This is a genomic window from Thermoanaerobacter sp. A7A, from assembly GCF_000445185.1.
Lineage (GTDB): Bacteria > Bacillota > Thermoanaerobacteria > Thermoanaerobacterales > Thermoanaerobacteraceae > Thermoanaerobacter.
The window spans coordinates 1-22,952 of the sequence record NZ_AVAF01000159.1 but is presented as its reverse complement, the minus strand read 5'-3'; the positions used below and the strand labels follow the sequence as shown (position 1 = coordinate 22,952).

Here is a 22,952-nt window from a genome sequence, read left to right as displayed (position 1 = left end):
AGTTAGGCGCAATACTTCCATGGTGGCAAGACATTTTAACATAAAGGAAAGGGGTGAACTGAAGGAAGGATATTTTGCAGACATTGCAGTAATAGACTTAGAAAAATATAGTTTTCCATCTCCGAAAGAAGTAAATTGCCGCAACCCTTTTATTATGGCATCAGGAGTTGAACATGTATTGGTTAACGGTAAAGTAGCATTAGATGCTGGCACATTGAAAAAACCTTTTGTTGGAAAAGTATTAAGAAAAACTCATTAAGCTATAAAAAATTTAGGAAAGGAGAAGGATGATGAAGTTACCCCATGCTCCTTGTTCCATATTGTGTCTTATAATTTCCTCAATTTTTTTTGCTTCTTCTTGAGTAGGAGGTCTTTTTTGTGATTCTTTCATCACAGTCCATCTTATTGTTCCATGTCCCAGTAGAGTAACAAAATTTGATTTGTTCCCTTTTTTTCAACCGCCTCAGCGTATCCATTAAAGTCCATCCATTTTGGAAAAGTCTTTTTATATCTGTCCCTCTGTTTAAAGCTCATCAAACCATTATTCCAGTAATATTCAATAATATTTTCTTCTGGTCCAGGCACTATAGAGTGTCCGCAATTACCATTGACAACAGTAGTTACTCCTTGTCTCAAGAAAAGTTCATATGAACCATCTACAAAACATACCCATTCTTCGTGAACATGCGGATCAATGAATCCTGAAATCACGATTTTGCCTTCAGCATTTATTTCTATATCTCCATTAGAATCAATCGAAGGCGAAATTTTAGCAATCTTTTCCCCTCTTATACCGATATCGCCTTTGTACGCAGGCTTCCCTGTTCCGTCTACTATCAAACCATTTCTTATTATAACGTCATACAAAAATATCCCCTCCACTAATTAATCATTTGGTTTCGGATTTAAAATGTCATTTATACCAGTTCCTAAAAGATTAAAAGAAATTACGTAAAATGTAACAAAAACACTAGGCCAAAACCACCACCAAGGATTCGGAGTATCAATAACGGCACCATTCTCCCACGCCTTTTTAAGAATTACCCCCAAGACCAGGTTGTGGGGTCTCCAAGGCCTAAAAAGCTTAATCCTGCTTCAGATAATACAGCTGTAGCCATAATTAAAGTAATGTTTACCAGAATAGGCCCCATTATGTTTAACAAAATATGTTTGAAAATAATGTTTCCTGTCGGTATTCCTAAACACTTTGCAACTTCTATAAACTGCAATTCCGAAATTTTTAAAGTAGCGTTTCTAGTAACCCTTGCCAACGAGGGCCAAGAAAATATTCCTATGATAACAGCTACATTCAAAATCGATGACCCAATGACAGCTGCTATTACTATCATTAACGGCAAAATGGGCAAAGTAAGAAAAATATCAATTAAACTGTCTATAATTGAACCTATCACCCCCTTTTTGTATCCCGATATCATACCAGCAGGAACTCCAATCACAATTGCAACTAAAACTGCAACAAGCGATACAAAAAGTGACGTTCTTGCACCCCACACCATTTCAGCAAATATATCTAACCCCAAATTATCGGTCCCGAACCAATGATTTGTTGAAGGTGACAACAATATTTCACTTCCATATCCTTTAGGCTTTTCTGCTATAAAAGGAGCAAAAATTCCCATTAAAACAATTACTAAAACTCCGATAAGCCCTACTACTGTTAATCTATTCCGCATAAGCAACTGGAAAAAACCCTTTTTTCGTGCATCGAAATCATCCTCCAATTTTAATCCTCGGATCTAACCACGCAATAATTAAATCGGTAATTATATTCATTAGAATGACACTTATAGCAAGTATGAGAAATGCCCCTTGAAGGGCCGGATAATCCATGGCTGCTACAGAATCGTATATAAGCCTGCCAACGCCAGGCCAGGGAAAAATTGTCTCGGTCATTACAGCGCCACCCACCATACTGCCTATCATAAGCCCTATTACAGTTACAGTAGGTATCATGGCGTTTTTCAGAGCATGTATCTGAATTATATAATTATTTTTTAATCCTTTAGCATAAGCTATCCTTATATAATCTTCTTTCAATATGTCTATCATGCTATTTCTCGTATAAAGTACAACGCTCGCTATATTAGCAAATAACAATGTCAACGATGGCAAAATAGCATGTTTTGCTATATCCAATGTAATAAGCAAAGCCCTCACCTGGCGGAGGCGTGTAAGCACCTCCGGTCGGCAAAAGTTTGAGGTAATAAGCGAAGATGTAAAGAAAACTGAAATTTGAGCTTGAATGGAAACGTCCAACGCAGAAACGGCTTCATCACAGATTAGTACTTCAGGCTTTAGAGCTAAAGCTCTAGCTATAACAATTCTCTGTCTTTGTCCTCCCGCAAACTCATGAGGAAACCTATCATACATCTCTGGCTGCAGACCTACTAATTTCAGTAACCTCTCCACCTCAGTGTGAACTTCTTTTTTATCGACAATTTTATGTATTCTCAGAGGTTCTGCAATCGCCTCCCCTACTTTTATCCGTGGATTTAATGAAGCATAAGGATCCTGAAACACCATTTGGATTAATTTAGGAATCTTGTTTAAATACGCTCTTCTTGAACCGGTTATATCAATCCCTTTGTAGATAATCTTCCCACGGGTGGGTTCGAGCAATCCTGTTATAAGTCTAGCAAGTGTAGAATTTCCAGACCCCGATTCTCCTACTATACCTAAAGTTTCGGATTCATAAAGTTCAAACAAAACATTTTCTACCGCGTGGAGCCACTTTCTCACGCCATGCACCCACACCTCCTCATTTTTTATTTGCTTCTTCTTTGCCCCGGCAGTTAAAACGAAGCAGCCTGCAAGCCGAAGGTCAGGGGGCGGGGAAGGATATGCTCACCGACCCGTTAGGGCTTCCCCCTTGACTGTTAGGCGGGTAGGCTTATAATTTCTCGTGCGGGGGCAATCAAAAAAGCACGACCGCTGCGGCTTTGCCGCCTGTGGTCGTGCTTTTTTGTTTCGGATTTTTGATTTGAGCAAAGCGAAAATGAAAAATCCGTACCGATACTCGTAAAATAAAAAAGCCTTGATTTAGGCTCTAATTTAATAATTTTTTTATTTCTTCTACAGATAATTTGGTAATTTGAGCAATTTTGTTAATATCCATTCCTTCTTTTAGAAGTTCTTTGGCTATCTCTATACTTTTTTCTCTTTCCCCTTCTTTTTTACCTTTATCTAATATTTCTCTGTATATTTTTGATTCCTCAAGTATAGACATTCCTATCACCTCCGAAAAAATCCTTTCTATAATTTCCTTATCATACACTATCCATGCCAGTATCTGGGCTGATGTCGCTATATTTCCCTTCTTCCCCTTATCTACTGGCATATCTCTTATTGCTTCAGCGCATTTCTTAAGATATTCCTCTTCCTCTATGGGCTTACTGAAGAAGAAGTAAGAAATACAATAAAAGAGCTTGAAGACAAAAAATAATCCTAAAATATTCTCACTAATAAACTGGGAAAAAACAAATTGTGAAATAGTTACCGCTCTCATAGACGTAAAAGTAGCACCACAACAAGACCTGAGATTTAACGCCATAGCTCAAGAATATGCCAGTTTGAAGAAATAAAATCTGTATCTTTGATCTCTGGATTTTGTAACTCCATGGAAAATAAGAAAAGAAGAAATTACTATTGGTGCTAGCGAAGCTATTGATTTAGCGCTTAGAGCCCTTTTAAACGATGGTGATGAAGTCCTAATTCCCGAGCCAAGCTATGTCTCATATGCCCCCCCTGCGTAATTCTGACAAGAGGTGTTCCTGTATTCATACCTACTGATGAAAAAACAATTTTATACTTACTCCTAGAGATGTTTTGCAATCGGTTCGACTTGTTACAAAGCGGACCAGCACTCAAGTAAGAGAGTTTGATAAAGCAAAAATAGAAAAAACAAGCTTACTTACTTGAGTGCCGGGAAACTTAGCAAAAACTCTCCAGTTCGAAACCTCAATACCAAGTAAATTTATCATATGTATAACATCATACCCATCTTTTTGTTTCGCATATGTCCATACTGTTCGTGCTGAACCATTGTTACTTATCTCAATTCCAGGTATCTCTATTTTGTTATCTGATTCTTTAAGCACATCTCTTAATAGATTTTTTGACCCAAACTATATCTTTTTTAATATAAACAAGCAAAGTTTAATTATAAAGCTATTCATATGGTTTGATGCTAAACCCCTTCTAATCTGAAAAACTTGCTTTCATGCTTAAGTTCCAATCATACATTTTTTAGCAGTAATAAGGGGTGATTTTTTAATTCCTCCATTTTATAGTTGTTATAGCCTGAACTTTTTAAGGCAAGATACATGGCCCCGACTACTGGCTGATACCTCGGCTCTTTAATTTCTGCATCAGTATATATACTTTTAAACTGTTTTATAAAACTTTGCCTATAAAACAAAGAATGCTGGAAAAGTCCGCCTTGCAGCACCAACGTAAATTTTTTTATAGGTGCTAGAATTTTTCTGTATACAGTATTTACAGAAAGCATTAATTCCTCAATGGCCCTGTTTACTATGTCAGAACATGTCTCATCGCCTTTTGCAGCCAATTCCAGCACTAACGGTGCCAGAGTTGCTATATCTGATGCCGTCGTAGAACTATTATATATCCACTCCTTAAGTTCTGAAATGTCTTTCAAACTGAGGAGCTTAAGTATCGATTTCAGTAAAATTTCTGCGTTTTTTCTTCCATCATAAGAATGAAAGGCCGCCACAAGAGCTTCTTTGCCTAAGTAACAAGCACTGCCCTCATCCTTGAGCCGGTGCCCCCATCCTCCTGCTCGTCCAAGATTTCCTTTGCCATCACTCGCTACAACAATAGAACCTGTGCCAGCCAACACCAATATACCTGGTTCATCCTGAAGGGTGCCCAGTAATGTCATTACAGCATCATTTTTGATTATTATTTTTTCCACTTCTAGATCTAATTTTTTCAGCACTCCTCTCACCATTTGTGTCACTACGAATTCGTCTTTTTCGGTATCCACACCAGCAATAGCAAAAGCAGCACAAGAAAATTTTTTAATTTTTGTAGCACCAGCTTTTTTTAACGCATCTTCTATTGAATACATGGCATCATCGATGCCAGTAATCTGAATGTTACTACCTCCCCCTAAACCCATTCCAAGGACGCCCTTTTCTACTTGGTAAACAACAGCTAAGGATTTGGTACCGCCACCATCTACGGCCAGTATCGGCATAGTACTCTTCATTATATTCCTCCTTTAAGAACTCGAAACTTTTCATCCAACATTTGCTTAGCGGCATCCAATCTATCGTTCGTATCTTCTAACCATTTTTCATCAGCCAACAATGTTTCTTTCCTCTCTTTTAACATTCGCTCCACTTCACAAAGTGCAGGACCACCGGTAACTTTTCTTACTTTAACAAAATGTAACGGATCTAGAGCTTTTCTGAAGGTTTCTTCTGAAATTCCTATAAATGTACCAGTTTCTTTGATAGATACTTGATCCAGCATTGCTGCACTAACACCTGAAGGCTTTAATCCATTTGAAAGTGCTTCCCTAACCATATTGCTCACTAAATGATGAGCTGTTCTAAATGGGATACCTTTTTCTCTGACTAATACGTCTGCAAGTTCCGTTACAGTTGCGAAACTTTCCTTGGCAATAGCCTCCATCTTTGAAGTATTAAAGTCCGCTGTGACTACAATGTCAGCAAGCAGTGAAAATATAAGGCTACCTCTCTCTATGGCTTCCCAGAGAAGTGGCTGCGCATCGTCTTCGGTGTCTACTATGTCACCAAAAGGAGTATTGTGCTGCATATGGATAGCAGCCTCTGCCGTAGCTGTCACTGCGGAAAGAAGAGAACGGACGTGTTCAACTCCTACCGGATTTCGTTTCTGTGGCATTATGCTGCTTATCTGTACATATGGGTCGGCAATCCTGATGAAATCAAATTCCTGAGTGGCCCAAAGCAAAAGGTCGTGTACAAAACGCCCAGTATGAATGCATGTAAGTTTTACTGCAGAAGCTGTCTCAGTGAGATAGTCCCCACCTGCTATTGCATCATATGAATTTTCTATAATACCATCAAAACCTAATAATTCAGCCATCATCTGTCTGTCTATGTTAAAACCGCTGGTAGTAATTGCAGCAGCTCCCATAGGACTCTTGTTTACAGTGCGGTAAGCCTCTCGGAGTCTTGCCTCATCCCTTGACAGTTGATCATACACCGCAAGCAGGTAATGACCCAACGTTGTAGGTTGAGCCTGCTGGGTATGGGTGTAAGCCAGCATCACTGATTCTTTGTGTTTGTCTGCCATAAATAGCAGGCTCTTTTTTAACATTTGCACCGAAGCTATAAATTTAAGCAGTAACTCCCTTATGACCATGCGATACATGGTAACTCCCATGTCGTTCCTGCTGCGGGCTATGTGTAAATTGCCACCGACCTGTCCCGCTTTTTCTATTATTAGCCCTTCTACCAGAAAGAATAAGTCTTCATATTTTTCGTCATAGGAAGATCCAGAAATAGCTTCTACGTCAATTTCCTCGACAGCCCGGGCGATAGCTACAGCATCGTGATTAGATATTATCCCTTTCTCTTTTAGCATAACAAGATGAGCTTTATTTATCTCGAGCATTGGACCAATGAGATAACGTTTAGCCACATCATATGTCGGTTCCAATACCGCTTTCACATATTTTTTGCCCGGAAATTTTTTTACTTCCCCATTTCGATAATCCCCAATTAGACTCATCACAATCCCTCCGTCTCTTTTAAAAAATTAAATAGCACTTTGCGAGGCCTTTTCTGAAAACTGCCCTGTCACCAGCAAGACTATAATTATGAGCAACACTTGCAACACACCATATGCGGAGGCTGTACCGAACTCAAAACGGTACATGTGCTCGTAAATCGCTACGGAAATCGGTCGGCTGCTGGGAGTGTAGAGCAATATAGAAGCCACAAACTCACCAATTCCCTGCACAAACGCTAAAAGGGCTCCGCTTATTATCCCAGGGGAAATCAGCGGAAGTACCACTCGTCTAAAGGTATATCCCCAAGTAGCTCCTAAATTTAATGCTGCCTCTTCTATATTCGGATCCAGCTGCATTAAAGCTGCCGAAGTAGACCGATATACTAATGGAATATGCCGTACGAAGTACGCCAAAGGCATTATCCAGAAGGTTCCCACCAGTATATTGTTGGCGGTAAACAGAGTCGGCCTGTTAAAAGCTGTTATAAGGTTAATACCTATTACAGTGCCGGGCAGTGCCCACGGTAGCATTATTAATATATCCATAAGGTTTTTCCCTTTAAAATACATCCTGACTATGGCATAAGCCGCAGCAATGCCAAAAATGATGTTAGCAGCAGTCGCAATACCACTCATCACAAGACTGTTCTTAATAGGTTCCCACGTTCGGGGGTTACTAAAAAGCTTTGCATAATTTGCCAGTGTATATTTAGGGGGCAGAATCTGGACAGTCCATGCGTAGTCCACCGAAAAAGACACCAGCACGAGAGTGAGAATTGGCAGCAAAAGTATAAAGACCAAGATTATAGCGGTAATACCAGCTACATAGCGCACTACCGGGTTTTTTAGCTCAGTCCTCTGGGTCACTACCCCCTTGCTCACACTTCTGTAAATTCTCCGAGACTGGTACCATCTCATAAAAATAAGAAATGATATGGATACCATTGAAAGCAATGTAGATTGAGTAGCGGCCATAGCCAGGTCGCCGTTAGTACGGGATATATAAATCTGCATTGTGAGGGTACGCTCCACCCCAAAAATAAGAGGCGCAGTATAAGAAGCCATGGACACCATAAATACAAGCAAAGACGCAGCCACCAAAGCAGGTGTCAACATAGGTAGAATGACCTTCCTCCATACTGTGAAACGGTTGGCCCCCAGATTGTATGCCGCTTCTTCTAAAGAAGGATCAAGAGCCGAAAAAGCCGTAGATGCCATGAGGTAAAAATAAACGTACATGGTGAAAGTGTGGACCACTAGCACCCCAGGTATTCCTCTAAGCTTAAAAGGAACCGCTGCAAGTCCAAATAACTCTTTGAGAGCCCGAGGAATTATACCACTTTCACTAAAGAGAAATACAAAAGCATACACCCCCACAAGAGGCGGTAAAGCCATTGGAAGTACCGCCAGACTTGAAAGTATTTTCCTCCCCGGAAATTCATAGCGGGAAAGTAAGAAGGCCAGCAGCACTCCAACTATGCCAGAAAAAATAACACTCAGAACGGATATGTAAATACTAGTAAAAAGTGCTTTCAGGTTTGAAAAATTCTTTAAGTCAAAAAACTGCCTGTATTTTTCAAGAGAAAAAGCACCATCATGCATAACGCTAGCCACAAAAGTACTGAAAAGTGGGTAAAACACGTATCCTATCAGAATATATATCAATGGCGAAATGATTAAATAAGTAATAATTGTCCTACGCCATTTCATTGTCGTCACCTCGCATAATAAGCATGTTTCTAGGCGGCAGATGTACCAAAATTTCATCTCCTGGCGATTTTTTCTCTTTACCAATACCGGGAGTCGAAATGTGTAATGTGATACCTCTCATTTCCACTTCATATTCCATGGTAACTCCAGTAAATTCCGCAAGCCTTACTCTACCTTTCACAACATTTTTTCCCGGCCTATCCACTATTTCCATCGCCTCAGGCCTTATGGAAATCGCCACCCTGTCTCCACGGTAAGGTATGTACCCATCTTGTCGACAGGTAGAATCCACCCAAAATATTATTTCATCCCCTACCCTCACCAAAGCAGAGTCATGACTAAAATCTTCTATTACAGCCTCAAAAAAGTTGGTTTTCCCTATAAATGAAGCCACAAAACGATTCGCTGGCTTAAAATATATTTCCTCGGGGGTACCCACTTGCTGGATTTTGCCTCCTTCCATCACCGCAATTCTATCCGACATGGCCATAGCCTCACTCTGGTCATGGGTAACGTATATAGTAGTTATTCCCAGCTCTTTTTGCAGCTTTCTAATCTCCCAGCGTGTTTCCTCTCTGAGTTTTGCATCAAGGTTGGATAGGGGTTCGTCCAACAGAAGAATGGTAGGTTTTATGACCAAAGCCCTAGCTAAAGCCACTCTTTGCTGTTGACCGCCTGAAAGTTGATCTATTCTCCTTTTTTCATATCCTGCAAGTTTTACCATTTCCAATGCCCTTTTCACCATCTCTTTTTGCTCTTTTTGAGGTACCTTGCGCACTTTAAGTCCAAATGCTACATTTTCCTCCACAGAAAGATGAGGGAAAAGAGCATAACTCTGAAATACCATGCCAGCATTACGCCGGTTAGCAGGTAGATAAGTAACATCTTTATCGCCAAAATATATTGAACCTTCGGTAGGATAATAAAACCCTGCAATCATCCTTAGAATAGTGGTCTTGCCGCAACCACTGGGGCCGAGAAAGGTAAAAAGTTCTCCCTTTTTTATCTCAAGATTTACATTGTCGACAGCTTTCACATCTTTGAAATACTTAGTAACATTTTTTAATTTAACGTGACTCAAAGTCATTTGCACCTCCTGTAATCTTAAGAATGAGAGGGATTATCCCTCTCATTCTTATTTCTTTCCTTTTCCCTTTACTTCTTGTTCCCATCTCTGGATCCAAGACGCTACATTCTTGTTTAAAACTTCCCAATCAATATCCATAGCTTTTAAATTCAAATTTTTAAGCCATTCAGGCATTTTTTCTTTAGGAAGATCAGAACGTGTAGGAATCTGGAATACCTTTTCAGAAAGCATCAGCTGGGTATCAGGTTCAAACAGTACCTCCATAAATTTTTTAGCACCATCCACATTTTTCGCATTCTTTACGATCGCTACACCGTCCACAAGCATCGGAACCCCGCTTTCTGGTATAGCAAAATCAAGTGGCATGTTTTTCACATATTTCTGTAGCAACACATCCTGCAAATTCCAAAGGCTTATAAGCCCTTCCTGTCTCGCCAGTTTCAGATGCATATCTGTGGGGTTGGCAGCATATTCCTTTGTATTGGCATCCAGCTTCTTTAACCACTCAAAGCCCTTTTCTACATCGCCGGTGGCTTTCATTTCTTTGTAAATCATAGCGGCAAAGATAGTACGCATAGTACCAGAAGGAGCCACGTTTCTTATGATTATTTTGTCCTTCCACTTGGGGTCCAAAAGGTCATCCCAGTCTTTGGGGAGATCTTCGGGTTTCAGAGCGTCACTATTATATTCTATCACTTCAGGTAGTACTATCTCTCCGTACCAATGTCCATCTTTGTCCTTGTATTCTAGTGGTATAGCACTATCAAAAGATGCTTTATACGGTTCCAACAATCCCTCTCGAGTTGCAGTTTCAAAGGCATCTTGGGTTCCACCCCACCAAAAATCGCACTGGGGATTTTCCTTTTCAGCCCTAATCCTTTCTAAAATTTCCTGTGCACCCATCTGAAGCACTTGAACATTTCCCTTATATTCCGGATACTTCTCCACAAATTTGTCTATCACTGGATTGTATACTTCAGGGTCTCTGCCGGTGTATATAACAAGCTTTTTAGGACTTTCAACCTTTTGCTCTTTTTGACCTTCTGTCTGTTTTGAACTGCTACAGCCTGAAAGGCCTAAAATAAAAGCAGATATCAAAACAAAAACAATAATATTTTTAAAAGTTTTCATATACTTCAAACCTCCTTAATCATATTATATTTTCTATAATTGTCTCTTCTTCAGAGTGTAACACTGACAGGGCTGCACCTATATTACCCGCAAGTTCTCCCAGCGAAGCAAACTCTATTCTAGGCGAAAATGGTATCCAACTGTTTATCTTTTCCTTGATTTTCGCTATCTCTTTTTCTCCAAGGTGTATTAATTGCCCTGCCAATATAACAAGTTCTGGATTAAAAACACAGATAATACTGGCTATACCGTAGGCCCAATGCACACAAGCTTCTTCTAAGTAATCTTCCGCCCTTTTGTCGGTTTTCGAAAGCTCAGTCAATGTCTTTATGGGAAATTGTATTTTTTCTTCAGGCAAATCCGTGAAGTTTTCTCGAAGAAATTTTCTCATAGCAGGGCAGGCCCAGTTTTTTTCGTAAATACCAAATTCATCAGGATTTCGTTTTCCCGCTCCTATGGGCAAATGTCCTATTTCCCCTGCAGCTCCAGAATACCCTCTGTAAAGTTTCCCATCTATAACAAGTCCTGCTCCTATACCTGTTCCCACATGAAATACAGCTAGTTTATTGACATTTCTGCCAACACCCTTCCACATCTCCCCAAGGGTTACTGCATTTACATCGTTTTCTATAATGACTGGTACACCAAGGGCCTCTTCCAGCGCTCCCTTTATAGGAAAGTTCTTTATCCATCCAACACTAGGTGCTAAAGAGACTGTCTCTTTCTCCAGATCTACTATACCAGGTACTCCTATTCCAACTCCCAGCAGTTTTTTTGGGGGGAGGCGACTTTTTCTATATAAATTCTTCAGAAATTCAATTACTTTTTCCACTGCTTTATCCCCAACAGTATTTGCAATCTCTGTCTCATCTTTTAAAACAATGCGACCCTCTAAGTCTGTTATGATACTGGATAAAGTTGTGCCTTCAAACAGTGCCCCCATTATGTAATATGCTGTCGCATTAAATTCCAAAAGTATAGGTCTTCTGCCGCCACTAGAAGGACCTTTGCCTACTTCTCTGATTAACTTTGCTGCGAGCAACTCTTCCACTATGGCAGAAATAGTAGGTCGGCTCAAACCTGTGCGCTCAGACAGTTCTACTCTCGAAAGAGGCCCTTCGTTTTTTATAAGCGATAAGACATTTGAACGATTTAAAAGTTTTATTAGGTACAAATGGTCCTGCGCTTGATCCATTTTCATTCTGCTGACACCTCTGCAATATATTTAGAAATCATCGAGCTTCAACAACCTTGCCGCATTTTTGCCAAATATTAGCTCTAAGTCTTCTTTTTTCATATTCAATTGTCGACATACCCTCATTTGATCTTGGAGATAACGGCGAGCAAAGCCGCGAGGAAACCACGATGAATCACTGCCAAATATAATTCGCTCTGGGCCTACAGTCTCATAAGCTTTTCTAAAAAGGGACTCAAGGTCCAAAGGATATGGCATCCATCTCACCCACTGATTAGAACCTGATGTATCTATGTATATGTTGGGGCATGACCAAGCAAGCCTGAGCAGTTCTCCCCAGAATCCTGCACCAAAATGCGGGATGACAAAAGGTATATCACTGTATGTTCTCGCAACATTTGCAAGAGACAATGGATTAATGTTTATATGTTCCACCACTCCACCGCCTCCGCCCATCGTTCCAAAATGAATGAGTACCGGAAGCTTTTTGTCTGCACAATATTCCCATATAGGTTTAAGTTTGGGGTCATCCAGAGGGCAGTCAATGAGGGGAGCAAACATCTTATATCCTCTAAATCCAAGCACTTCAACTGCATAGGCCAGTTTCTCTCTTGCGTCTGGGAACTGTGGATCATGATAGGCAAATCCAATGAATTTATCTGGGTATAGCTGTATCCACTTAGCTAGGTTATCGTTTTCTCCATGACCAGTAACAAATACGATCTTTTCTATCTGGTTTTTCTCTGCCTCTTCCGCCCACCTTTTTGCCTGTTCCTCACCGGATAAAGAACGGCTTTCAGGTTCTGGAAAATCCCATTCTTCAAGCCATCTTTTTCTCAGTTTGTTTACGTAGTCGAGGTGCTCCCCAGTAAAAGTTGGTGACCCCCACAAAGGTTTTTCAAATCCTGCCACAGGTGGAAAATGTACGTGAAAATCAATGATTTTAATACCCTGATACATTTAATCACCTCCTTATTTTAATTAATTTACCAAAATCACCATAAATTAATGTGTTTTCCTAAATATTTTCAAAGGAATTCCCCCGTTTTTGTGGAATTTTTATATTTTATTTTCGCTAATTTTTTCTTAATTTGTATATCTAGATAGTAAGTTAAGTTAACTAACTAATTAATATATTCTACATGAAAATTAAAAATCCTGCTTCGTTAAAAATTTTTTTAAAAATAGGACATATCTAATATATTTATGTAATTCTAAAATTCTTCTTTTAATATTCTAAAAAATCTCTATATATTAGGATTCCCTTCTGGTGACCTTACGGGTATTCGTTCATGTAATATACCATAGGACTCACAAAATTCTTCGAATTCTTTTGACTTAAATTGTGAACCATTATCGGTCCGCATCGTAAGATTTCCTTGAATGCCTCTGCTGCTCATTGATTTTAAAACTAAGCCTAATTCTCATCACAGCAAGTTTTTTCAATAATAAAAGCTTTATGGGATGCCAATGAGCAAAAGCCCCTTCAAGAGAAATTTTATTATGTTATGTGTTTTAGTCTATTTCTCTTGAAGAGGCAACAAAAATAGAAAATAGCTCAATAATATTTAACCATTATTAAACAATATTACATTAGTTTAACTCTCACTACCGCTGCAAGACAGTATGAAGAAATCAAAAAAAGTATAAGTTCAATCGTAGATGCAATAACAAAAGGCTACTTTCATCCAAGCCTCCATGAAAAATTAACAGAATTAGAACAGCAGAAAGCAGAAATAGAAGTGAGAATAAAAGAAATGAACAACCTACCCGATACTTCCTTTATCACGGAAGAAAAAATAAGACAGTATCTTTTAAAAGACAAAGAAGTGTTGGAAGCGGGTGACCCTCACAAAATTAAACAAATTTTACCAACATATATCAATAAAATAATCGTCTACCCTGCTAGAATTGAAGCCCATTTCAGGCTTTCGGTAGACGATACAGTTTGCGCATGGATGGTAGCGGCGAATCGCTCTCAACTTTGAACGGATTTTAAATTATGTTTTTACAATAAGAAAAAATTTCTTTAGCATACATTATTGCCTTTTCAGCTGTTTTAATATCTGGCATCCCTAAAGCTGTTGTGCCTGGCATGGCAGTAGGATATCTCGTTGGAATATAAAATTGGTTTAATACTTGGGCTTTAGATAGAAAGCTTTCAAAAGATTTATCATATTGTGTACAAAGATTTACAAGATCTATTAAATTATGAATTCGAGGAGGATTATGTTTTTGACTTACTAAAAATGCTTTTAAAGCTTTTTCTACAGCCTGATGGGAAAAGAAACAAACCATATTGTATTTACCTGCTTTAAACATGATTTCTGCTGAGTCAAGGTCATCCATAGCAAAATCAAGCCATTGTTTTGCTTCTTTCATAAATAACCTTTCCTTTCTTTAATATTTCTTCAACGTAAAACATACTTTCTTTCATTTCTTCTATTTCTTTTGGGGTATACACTATAATATCCGTGCCAATAGTAGGCTTAGCGACTTTGACAACTTCCTCTAATCTTTCGTAAAAAGACTTGTCAGTATCCTTTATAACTATTAAATCAATATCGCTCCATTCATTTATTTGATTTGTCGCTAATGAACCAAATAATATTATTTTTTCAGGTTGATACTCTTTTATCAGCACTTCTACAATTCTTATAAGTTCTCGATTTAATTGTTCTATTCTGCTCATAGAAAACACCTCAATTTGAAGGTTTTACCTTTAATCCGTTATATCAAATTGCAATTATTCTATAAGAGTTTATTTCCGTCTTTTTAATTTTTTATTTCCTCGCTTTAATTTCTGTAAGATGTGATATAATTATAGACAGAAAAACACTTCGAGTGTTATGAATATGTGGGATGTGGGAATAGGTAGAAGTGAACTACCTATCCTTTTTTTTAATTTAGTTCTGCGTGAAAATTTATAATTTTTATGCTCTATTTCTCTCTTTTATATTTAACTTTTCTTTTAATGCATATTGAAGTACTTGTGAAAAATTTATATTAGCCTTTTCTGCTGCTTCATTTAACCACCGGGGGAGCGTAATAGTCTTCTTCACACTTTTATTTGCCATTTCATCCCTAACAGGAGGCATATAGGCTTCAATAAGGGTAACGAAAGCTCCCTCAGAAACCTTTATTTTTTCTGGAGGTGTAGGTTCAGGGATAGGTTCATTATCTTCTTCTAAGTTATATATAAACAGCTCTAAAGCTTCTTTAGCCATATATAATGCTTCTTCAAGTGTATCACCTTCAGTTATACATCCGGGTAAGTCAGGAAAGGTTACAGTATAGCCGCCTTTTCCATCAGATTCAAACACTGCTGGAAAAATATATTTATCCATGTCAAAACCTCCTTTTCTACTTTTTTAATCCTGCCTGCTTGAGGATTGAATTCAATGTTTTCGGCTTTAAATCTTTGTTATGATAAGGAATTTGAATTTTGCCTGGCTTTGAAGGATGTATCATATGTACATGAGAACCCCTTTGATTTTTTATCATCCAACCTTCTTTTTGGAGTATTTTTATCAACTCTTTTGGCTTCATTTTTCTTCCTCCTGCTATATTATAATACGTGTAATACATACGTGTCAATAATTTTATATAGATTTAATCTTTTTGCTTTGTAGTCATTTTAAATTTCCACCCCTAAAATTTTTTACTCGCTCGTATTCGACAGCCTAGTTTCTAGCTTTTTTCTTACGCCATGTGCTTACACCTCCTCATTTTTTTGTTTGCTTCTTGTTTGCCCCCGGCAGTTAAAACAAAACGGCCTGCGAGCCGAAGGTCAAGGGGTCGGGGAGGGATACCGGACCGAGCGCAAGCTAGGGAGGATATGCTCACCGACCGTAGGCTTGCCCCTTGACCGTTAGGCGAGCAGGCGTATAATCTTTCCTGCGGGGGCAAACAAAAAAAGCACGTCTTTTCAACTAATATCATTAAATTTAAAATGCGGTTTAAAAAAATTGTCTATAAAATATAAAGTATACTTTATATTTTTTGTATAAAAACATAAAGTATGTGTTATAATATTATATGTGGGAGGTGATAAAAATTGTCTATTACAAGCTCAGAAAATATATTAAGGATTTTATACTCTTATAACCCTTGGTGGAGGGAGGGATATTTCCCTCAAGATCTGTCTAAACCCGTAAAGAGAGTAGTTTATCACAAGGCATTCGAATTACTAATGCATCCAACCATCAGAAGATATGTTATACTTTCAGGCGCACGCCGTGTTGGTAAAACCACGATTTTATATCAAATGATAGAAACCCTTTTAAAAAATCAGGTGCACCCAAAAAAAATATTATATGTATCTTTTGATCATCCTTTATTTAAATTAAGTTCCTTCGACCAAATTATTAACCTTTATGAAACAGCCATAAATCAAGAAAAGGAAGCTTATATATTTTTGGATGAAATTCAATATGCAAGTGATTGGGACAGATGGTTAAAAGTCTATTATGACACCAAACCAAACTGGAGAATTATTGCCACAGGTTCAGCTTCTCCTGCACTTATTGAAGGTACAAAAGAAAGTGGTGTTGGTCGGTGGACTGTTATTTCTGTACCTACTCTTTCTTTTTATGAATTTTGTGAGATACTTGGAGTCCCAGAAAGGCCCAAAAATTTGCCAGATCTAGATTTAAACGAAATTTCAAATTTAAAAGAATCCCAGCTAAGTGAGCTTATGTTTTTACTTATGCCCTTGCAAAAGTATTTTAATAAGTATTTAACAATAGGGGGATTCCCCGAATTTGTATTCTCAGAAGATCAATTTCTAGTGCAAAGAATATTAAGAGAAGACGTGGTTGACAAAGTTATTAAAAGAGATATACCTTCTTTATTTAATGTAAGAAACTTAGCGGTATTAGAAAAGGTATTTTTATACTTATGCTTCAATTCTGCAAGTGTTATAAGTATTTCAACAATAAGTAAGGAAATTGAAAATGTTTCGGCGGTAACAGTAGAAAATTACATTCATCTTCTAGAAAATGCGAATTTAATTTACAGAAGTTTACCCATAGAATTAGGTGGAAAAAAGGTTCTAAAAGCAAAACCAAAAATCTACGTCTCTGATCCTGCTTTGAGAAATGCAGTTTTGATGATAGACAATATACTCTTAGACAGTAAGGAACTTGGAATAACGGTTGAGACAGCAATTTTTAAACATATCTATAATTTTTACTTGCAAACAAATGCTAGAATAGGTTATTTTAGAAAATCTTCTGATAATCAAAAAGAAATTGATGTAGTTGTTGAATTCCCACATAGTAAATCCTTAATTGAAGTGAAATTCAGAGAAGATACAACACTTCCCGAGAATGATGCCATTGTTGAAATGTGTCAAAAAGAAAAAAACATTGCTTCAGCAATACTGGTAACAAAAAGGCCTGAAGATTATGGAAAAGTTAAGATTTCGACAAAGGTGCCAATAATAAAAATTCCTGCTTTTGCATTTATGTATTTGTTTGGGAGACGATAACTTATTCATTCAATTGAAAAGATGCTATTTGCTTGACTTAAAAAGAGATAAAGAAATTCTGGCATTACCAAGTAGTAAAGAAGGTAAGACTATACTAGACTTGCAAACCGAGATTATTTTGAATAAATTAATAGGGGGTTAGACTATAAATTAAATATTGAAAAAATTTGGATTTTGTCTCTGGGTTTACTCTAACCAGAGAGCGCCGAACGAGTTAACTTTTTAAATAACATTAGTTTTCCTTTGCCTGTATTATAATTTCGTAACTTTTATATAAAATTATTACTTATATATAAAATTATTACTTATCTATAAATTCGTCTATGGTGTTAATTCTTGTTTTTAGTTTTGCTTTTTCTGCGACCCAAGAATAATATTTTTTTAAGTCGTTTCCTACCACACAAATATCTACAAAAGGTAAATACACTGTTTGTAAAATATCCCATTCATCTATCTGCGGTGGTTCTTTAACGTGTCCGATCCCATAACGTGCTATTTCATATATTTTTGCAAAATAGAAAGCACGCCATATATCACTTTCATTATATATAGTCTCTGCATGTATAGTCTCTGCTATAATCTCCATTATTCTATCTCTTATGGTATCTTCAAACAATAATATGAAAAAATGCAAAGGATTCGATTCTACCAAGTTCAAAAATTGCTCTGGGTTTAAGATTTTTTCTTTTTCATCTCCTTTTCCATTTTCTTTTTCTTCTATTTCTTCAATTTTTTCTAAAAGTTTTTTGTGAGCTTCTGTATGTAATTTCTTCCATTGTTTTTCTTCTTCTTTTTTGATAGAATAGTGTCTCGATGAAATTTCCAAAGGTATTTCATCTGTCGTAAGATAATCTACTGCAACTTTTAGTGAAGGATAATTGTTTAAATTAAATAACTTATTTTTTACTACCCTCAACATTTCTTTTTCCAGAATTTCATTGTAATCCGGAAAAATACTAACTCTACCATCTTTAATAGATAATTTCTTACATACTCCTAACAATTCTTTTTGTCTTTGAATACCTTCAAAGTCTCCTTTATGTGCAGTGCTTGTGATTTCTAGCAAAGTAATCGTACTAATGAAGTTGTCAAATTCACGTATTTGAGCAAGTATTTTCTCTTGTTTTTCTTTAGAGAAAGAAGCTATTTTATTTATAGCATGTGTTTCCCAGTATACCTTCATGTTATATTTCTCCTTTCACTTTACACATTTTTATTTTCTTTGAAATTATCTTTTATCGGTATACACAAAAGACTAAGGTATAAAGTTTATTCCTAAATCCTTTAACTGTATAGGTTCATCATATCTTTTCATTATGCCAAGTTTAAAAGTAATAGCTTTTTTCTTATTTTTGTAATTAAACTAAGCCGACAGTTTTATAATTTCGCACAACATTGTAAAATGCACTCTTGAGAATATATAGTATATATATATTTCTGCAAAATCAAAAAAAATCCTCTACAAATTCTTATATCCTTTAATTATTGTTACTCCTCCACCTTGCTGGTTGTTTATAAGCGCTAAAATAGTTTCCTTATCTTTTAAAAGCTTATAAGTAAACCTACTAGTGTTCCCGCAAAAAGAGCAGGCATAAAAGGAAGCTTTGTTCTGAACTTGCGGAGGATAAGGGAATACAGCAGAAAAATCAGAGGGGAAAATAAAAGAATATCCCACATCCTAAAACCAGCATAGAAAGAGAAAGCAGTTAGAACTTTTACGTCTCCTCCACCTATTCCTCCTAAAAGCCAGAAAAGAAAAAGGACAGCAAATACCAGAAGGGAGTTAAGCAGTAGAAAATTTAAGCTTATATAAGGCTTCAAAAAGAAATTAATAAAAAAAGAACTAAAAAAGAGATAAGACATAACTATCCTGGTTCCTTTTTTGCCTTCTAGAAGCAAAACTTTAATTACCAAGATGCAAGCTTTTGGGGTTTTAACTTTTTTGGGCACAAGCCAAAAACGTTAAATTCTAAACTTGAAAGTGATCCTTATACGAATTGAAACCTAAAGGAAAAAAAATAAATGGTTAAATTTAAAAAAATATGTTTACCAACCCAATAGAGCTTCATCTGGGTAAGAAGGCAAGCAGGCGTCTAATCTTCTTCACGATGCTAACAAAAAAGCATAACTATAATATCATACTCCTGTAATATACAATTTGAAATGTTAACAAAACAAAAAATTATATGTCACACAAAACACTTATTCCGGGAGGATCTTAATATCAAAAATTTTAATATCATACTAAAGTAAAAACAGATTTGCTTTAATTATATAAAATTTCCTAAAATATTACATTAATATCATCTTTTTAAATTATCTTGAAATTCAGCAAAAATTCGCAAATTATTTTAAAATAAAGCGAAAAATTACGTTTAAAAGTTAATAAAAGGGCTTAATAGCACTTGAAAAATTAGAAAGAGTAATTTATACTATTGTTGTGGTGCAAGCGCTTGTACTAAATTTAAAAAGGAGGTTTGCCTATGAAGAAAACGCTTAAGCTGCTATCGATACTGTTAATAACTATCGCTCTTCTTTTCAGCACAATCCCATCAGTACCGGCAGCACCTGATACTTCGGTTTCCAACGTCGTCAATTATTCGACAGATGTAATCTACCAGATAGTCACAGACCGTTTTTTAGATGGGAATCCCAGTAATAATCCAACAGGCGACTTATATGATCCTACCCATACTAGTTTAAAGAAATATTTTGGTGGCGATTGGCAGGGTATTATTAACAAAATTAATGATGGTTATCTTACTGGTATGGGAATTACAGCTATATGGATTTCTCAACCTGTAGAAAACATTTACGCAGTTTTGCCAGATTCCACTTTTGGTAGAAGCACATCCTATCATGGTTACTGGGCACGAGACTTCAAAAAGACAAATCCATTTTTTGGAAGCTTTACAGATTTTCAAAATCTCATAGCAACAGCTCATGCTCACAATATAAAAGTTATAATAGACTTTGCACCAAATCATACATCTCCTGCTTCAGAGACAGATCCTACCTACGGGGAAAATGGTAGATTATATGACAATGGAGTATTACTTGGTGGTTATACCAATGATACAAATGGATATTTCCATCATTATGGAGGAACTAATTTTTCATCATATGAAGATGGAATTTACCGTAATTTATTTGACTTAGCAGATTTAGATCAGCAGAATAACACTATTGATTCATATTTAAAAGCGGCAATTAAACTATGGTTAGACATGGGGATTGATGGTATACGCATGGATGCAGTCAAACACATGGCATTTGGATGGCAAAAGAACTTTATGGATTCTATTTTAAGTTATAGACCAGTTTTTACATTTGGCGAGTGGTACCTTGGAACCAATGAAGTAGATCCTAATAATACGTATTTTGCAAATGAAAGTGGGATGAACCTTCTTGATTTTAGATTTGCTCAAAAAGTTCGTCAAGTATTCAGAGACAATACAGACACTATGTATGGACTTGATTCGATGATTCAGTCTACTGCAGCAGACTATAATTTCATAAATGATATGGTTACATTTATAGATAATCATGACATGGACAGATTTTATACAGGAGGCAGTACACGGCCTGTTGAGCAAGCGTTAGCATTCACTTTAACTTCTCGCGGCGTACCTGCTATATATTACGGTACAGAGCAATATATGACAGGTAATGGAGACCCTTATAATAGAGCTATGATGACATCATTCAATACTAATACTACAGCATATAATGTTATAAAAAAGCTTGCTCCATTGCGTAAGTCTAATCCTGCAATTGCTTATGGTACACAAAAACAACGCTGGGTTAATAACGATGTTTACATTTATGAAAGACAATTTGGAAACAACGTTGCTCTTATTGCTATTAACCGCAATCTTTCAACAAGTTACAATATTACTGGTTTGTACACCGCATTGCCTGCAGGAACATATTCTGACGTGCTTGGCGGATTATTAAACGGCAATAGTATTACAGTATCTAGTAATGGTTCTGTAACGTCGTTTACTCTTGCGCCTGGTGCAGTTGCAGTATGGCAGTATGTCAGTACAACTAATCCTCCATTGATAGGACATGTAGGACCGACAATGACAAAGGCAGGGCAGACTATAACCATAGATGGAAGGGGATTTGGCACAACAGCAGGTCAAGTATTATTTGGGACAACTCCTGCAACTATTGTGTCATGGGAAGATACTGAAGTAAAGGTAAAAGTTCCTGCTTTAACTCCTGGAAAATATAACATTACATTAAAAACAGCATCAGAAGTTACAAGCAATAGTTATAACAATATCAATGTTTTAACGGGAAATCAGGTATGTGTTAGATTTGTAGTAAATAATGCTACAACCGTGTGGGGAGAAAATGTATATCTTACGGGCAATGTAGCTGAACTTGGCAACTGGGATACATCGAAGGCAATAGGACCGATGTTTAACCAGGTTGTGTATCAATATCCTACGTGGTATTACGATGTAGGTGTGCCTGCTGGTACTACTATAGAGTTTAAGTTTATAAAGAAAAATGGTAGTACTGTAACCTGGGAAGGTGGATACAACCACGTATATACTACACCCACTTCTGGTACAGCTACTGTAATTGTAAATTGGCAAAATTAACATCTAAAAAAGCTAAATTTCCCTCTCCCCATATTTTTAAAAATAGAGGTAGGGTAAATGTAACCTACCTCTATCTTAATTTTAAATTATATGTGAGGTGATAATAATGAAATCCACTTGGCTAGCTCTAAAGCGAGAAGCAGAATTAGCAGCAGAACATTTGGCTATAGGTGTCACAGCTCTTGGAAAGGCCAATTATGCTCAGCAAGCATACTATTACCAAGCTTTTTTTGCACTCTCAATTGGACTTGAGCGTGCTGCAAAATTAGCTCTAGTGGTTGATTATGTATTAGAAAATAAAGGTGCTTATCCCTCAAACAAAGAGATACGTGGTTACGGACATAACTTAAAAGAGCTACTTGACCGTGTGGATCAGATTGCAGAGCGACGCGGATTGTCTGGTACTGAGGGTAGACTTCCACGTTCTGAAATTCACGTTGAGATAATTGAAATCCTATCCGATTTTGCAACTAACGTCACTCGTTACTACAATCTCGATTTTGTGACAGGTAACCCGTTTACTGCACAACGAACCGATCCTATACAGGCATGGTACGTAAAAGTTACACTTCCGATATTAAATAAATATTATAAGCCACATTATATGAGGCAACAGGAACAGAAAGCTAAGTTGATTGAACAGTTAATCGGCAAGTCCACGTTGGTACTGTTTCATGATGAGACTGGTAATACACTTGACTCTGTGTACGAAGCTTCTATACAGGCTACTATTACAAAAATTGCTATACGTTATACCCGAATGTATGTCTTGCAGATTATTCGCTTTATAGCACGTACACTTTGCGAATTGGGAAACATTGCGTATACAGAAAGATTAGAAGATATCCCATACCTAAATGACATATTTGGCATTTTCAACAATAGCGATGAGTATTTTAAAAACCGCAAGAACTGGTCGATCTGTAAATTATAAATATCAGTATTCTTCCTAAAATGCTG

22 protein-coding genes and 2 pseudogenes are annotated in these 22,952 nt (G+C 37.0%); 6 read left to right on the top strand and 18 right to left on the bottom strand.

The window, feature by feature from the left end; translation table 11 throughout:
• Positions 1-19: 19 nt before the first annotated feature.
• Positions 20-259 (top strand): hypothetical protein, encoded by a 240-nt coding sequence (locus tag M663_RS0112600; protein WP_029689163.1) that lies wholly within the window; start codon positions 20-22, stop codon positions 257-259.
• Between the two features lie 143 nt (positions 260-402).
• On the opposite strand, the gene M663_RS14890 is transcribed toward M663_RS0112600, so the two are convergent.
• From M663_RS14890 to M663_RS0112575, 4 genes are all read right to left on the bottom strand, one after another.
• On the bottom strand, positions 403-867 hold the full coding sequence (locus tag M663_RS14890) for a hypothetical protein (protein WP_029689162.1): 465 nt from the start codon (positions 865-867) through the stop codon (positions 403-405).
• A gap of 173 nt (positions 868-1,040) precedes the next feature.
• The gene (locus M663_RS14885; RefSeq protein ID WP_273702736.1) at positions 1,041-1,694 is read right to left on the bottom strand and encodes an ABC transporter permease; all 654 of its coding nucleotides are present in this window, start codon (positions 1,692-1,694) and stop codon (positions 1,041-1,043) included.
• Positions 1,695-1,731: 37 nt separating this feature from the next.
• Positions 1,732-2,760 (bottom strand): ABC transporter permease subunit, encoded by a 1,029-nt coding sequence (locus M663_RS15680; protein ID WP_273702735.1) that lies wholly within the window; start codon positions 2,758-2,760, stop codon positions 1,732-1,734.
• 307 nt (positions 2,761-3,067) lie between these two features.
• Positions 3,068-3,571, bottom strand: a complete 504-nt coding sequence (locus tag M663_RS0112575; RefSeq protein ID WP_273702734.1) for a helix-turn-helix domain-containing protein — start codon at positions 3,569-3,571, stop codon at positions 3,068-3,070.
• 91 nt (positions 3,572-3,662) lie between these two features.
• On the opposite strand from M663_RS0112575, the pseudogene M663_RS15675 reads away from it, so the two are divergent.
• Positions 3,663-3,846 (top strand): annotated as a pseudogene (locus tag M663_RS15675) (aminotransferase class I/II-fold pyridoxal phosphate-dependent enzyme); the annotation flags it as partial.
• Between the two features lie 38 nt (positions 3,847-3,884).
• Here the strand turns inward: M663_RS15675 and M663_RS0112570 are convergent.
• The 8 genes and pseudogenes from M663_RS0112570 to M663_RS0112535 form a co-directional block, all read right to left on the bottom strand.
• Positions 3,885-4,124 (bottom strand): annotated as a pseudogene (locus M663_RS0112570) (glycoside hydrolase family 66 protein); the annotation flags it as partial.
• A 131-nt stretch (positions 4,125-4,255) separates the two neighbouring features.
• A complete protein-coding gene (locus M663_RS0112565) occupies positions 4,256-5,251 on the bottom strand; it encodes a BadF/BadG/BcrA/BcrD ATPase family protein (protein ID WP_029689157.1) in 996 nt (331 codons plus the stop codon).
• The gene (gene argH / locus M663_RS0112560) at positions 5,251-6,762 is read right to left on the bottom strand and encodes an argininosuccinate lyase (RefSeq protein ID WP_273702733.1); all 1,512 of its coding nucleotides are present in this window, start codon (positions 6,760-6,762) and stop codon (positions 5,251-5,253) included. Before argH ends, M663_RS0112565 begins: the two co-directional genes overlap by 1 nt.
• A gap of 27 nt (positions 6,763-6,789) precedes the next feature.
• The gene (locus M663_RS0112555; RefSeq protein WP_273702737.1) at positions 6,790-8,364 is read right to left on the bottom strand and encodes an iron ABC transporter permease; all 1,575 of its coding nucleotides are present in this window, start codon (positions 8,362-8,364) and stop codon (positions 6,790-6,792) included.
• A 94-nt stretch (positions 8,365-8,458) separates the two neighbouring features.
• Positions 8,459-9,559 (bottom strand): ABC transporter ATP-binding protein, encoded by a 1,101-nt coding sequence (locus M663_RS0112550; RefSeq protein ID WP_029689154.1) that lies wholly within the window; start codon positions 9,557-9,559, stop codon positions 8,459-8,461.
• A 48-nt stretch (positions 9,560-9,607) separates the two neighbouring features.
• Entirely contained in the window at positions 9,608-10,690 is a 1,083-nt protein-coding gene (locus M663_RS0112545; RefSeq protein WP_029689153.1) for an extracellular solute-binding protein, read from the bottom strand.
• A gap of 19 nt (positions 10,691-10,709) precedes the next feature.
• Positions 10,710-11,891, bottom strand: a complete 1,182-nt coding sequence (locus M663_RS0112540) for an ROK family transcriptional regulator (RefSeq protein WP_029689152.1) — start codon at positions 11,889-11,891, stop codon at positions 10,710-10,712.
• Between the two features lie 24 nt (positions 11,892-11,915).
• Positions 11,916-12,845: an amidohydrolase family protein gene (locus M663_RS0112535; protein WP_273702732.1), complete on the bottom strand. Its 930-nt coding sequence runs from the start codon at positions 12,843-12,845 to the stop codon at positions 11,916-11,918.
• 782 nt (positions 12,846-13,627) lie between these two features.
• Here M663_RS0112535 and M663_RS0112530 point away from each other — a divergent pair.
• Entirely contained in the window at positions 13,628-13,873 is a 246-nt protein-coding gene (locus M663_RS0112530) for a hypothetical protein (protein WP_273702731.1), read from the top strand.
• Between the two features lie 7 nt (positions 13,874-13,880).
• On the opposite strand, the gene M663_RS0112525 is transcribed toward M663_RS0112530, so the two are convergent.
• The 4 genes from M663_RS0112525 to M663_RS0112510 all read right to left on the bottom strand — a co-directional run bounded on the left by M663_RS0112525 (position 13,881) and on the right by M663_RS0112510 (position 15,434).
• Entirely contained in the window at positions 13,881-14,267 is a 387-nt protein-coding gene (locus M663_RS0112525) for a HEPN domain-containing protein (RefSeq protein ID WP_029689149.1), read from the bottom strand.
• Complete coding sequence (locus tag M663_RS0112520) at positions 14,242-14,577, bottom strand: nucleotidyltransferase domain-containing protein (RefSeq protein WP_029689148.1); 336 nt, start codon at positions 14,575-14,577, stop codon at positions 14,242-14,244. The genes M663_RS0112525 and M663_RS0112520 overlap by 26 nt, the downstream gene beginning before the upstream one ends.
• A gap of 241 nt (positions 14,578-14,818) precedes the next feature.
• Positions 14,819-15,232, bottom strand: a complete 414-nt coding sequence (locus M663_RS0112515) for a type II toxin-antitoxin system HicB family antitoxin (RefSeq protein WP_029689147.1) — start codon at positions 15,230-15,232, stop codon at positions 14,819-14,821.
• A gap of 16 nt (positions 15,233-15,248) precedes the next feature.
• Positions 15,249-15,434, bottom strand: a complete 186-nt coding sequence (locus tag M663_RS0112510; protein WP_029689146.1) for a type II toxin-antitoxin system HicA family toxin — start codon at positions 15,432-15,434, stop codon at positions 15,249-15,251.
• Positions 15,435-15,942: 508 nt separating this feature from the next.
• Between M663_RS0112510 and M663_RS0112505 the strand changes: the two genes are divergently transcribed.
• On the top strand, positions 15,943-17,376 hold the full coding sequence (locus M663_RS0112505; protein WP_029689145.1) for an ATP-binding protein: 1,434 nt from the start codon (positions 15,943-15,945) through the stop codon (positions 17,374-17,376).
• A 301-nt stretch (positions 17,377-17,677) separates the two neighbouring features.
• Here M663_RS0112505 and M663_RS0112500 read toward each other — a convergent pair whose 3' ends face one another.
• Together M663_RS0112500 and M663_RS15880 are read right to left on the bottom strand one after the other, a co-directional pair.
• Entirely contained in the window at positions 17,678-18,559 is an 882-nt protein-coding gene (locus tag M663_RS0112500; RefSeq protein WP_029689144.1) for a hypothetical protein, read from the bottom strand.
• 359 nt (positions 18,560-18,918) lie between these two features.
• Positions 18,919-19,239 carry a prepilin peptidase gene (locus M663_RS15880; protein ID WP_337954503.1) on the bottom strand — a complete coding sequence of 107 codons (321 nt, stop codon included), beginning with the start codon at positions 19,237-19,239 and terminating at the stop codon, positions 18,919-18,921.
• A gap of 620 nt (positions 19,240-19,859) precedes the next feature.
• Between M663_RS15880 and M663_RS0112490 the strand changes: the two genes are divergently transcribed.
• Both M663_RS0112490 and M663_RS0112485 read left to right on the top strand, forming a co-directional pair.
• A complete protein-coding gene (locus tag M663_RS0112490) occupies positions 19,860-21,992 on the top strand; it encodes an alpha-amylase family glycosyl hydrolase (RefSeq protein WP_029689142.1) in 2,133 nt (710 codons plus the stop codon).
• Between the two features lie 106 nt (positions 21,993-22,098).
• Positions 22,099-22,926: a hypothetical protein gene (locus tag M663_RS0112485; RefSeq protein ID WP_029689141.1), complete on the top strand. Its 828-nt coding sequence runs from the start codon at positions 22,099-22,101 to the stop codon at positions 22,924-22,926.
• The last annotated feature ends 26 nt before the right edge of the window (positions 22,927-22,952 follow it).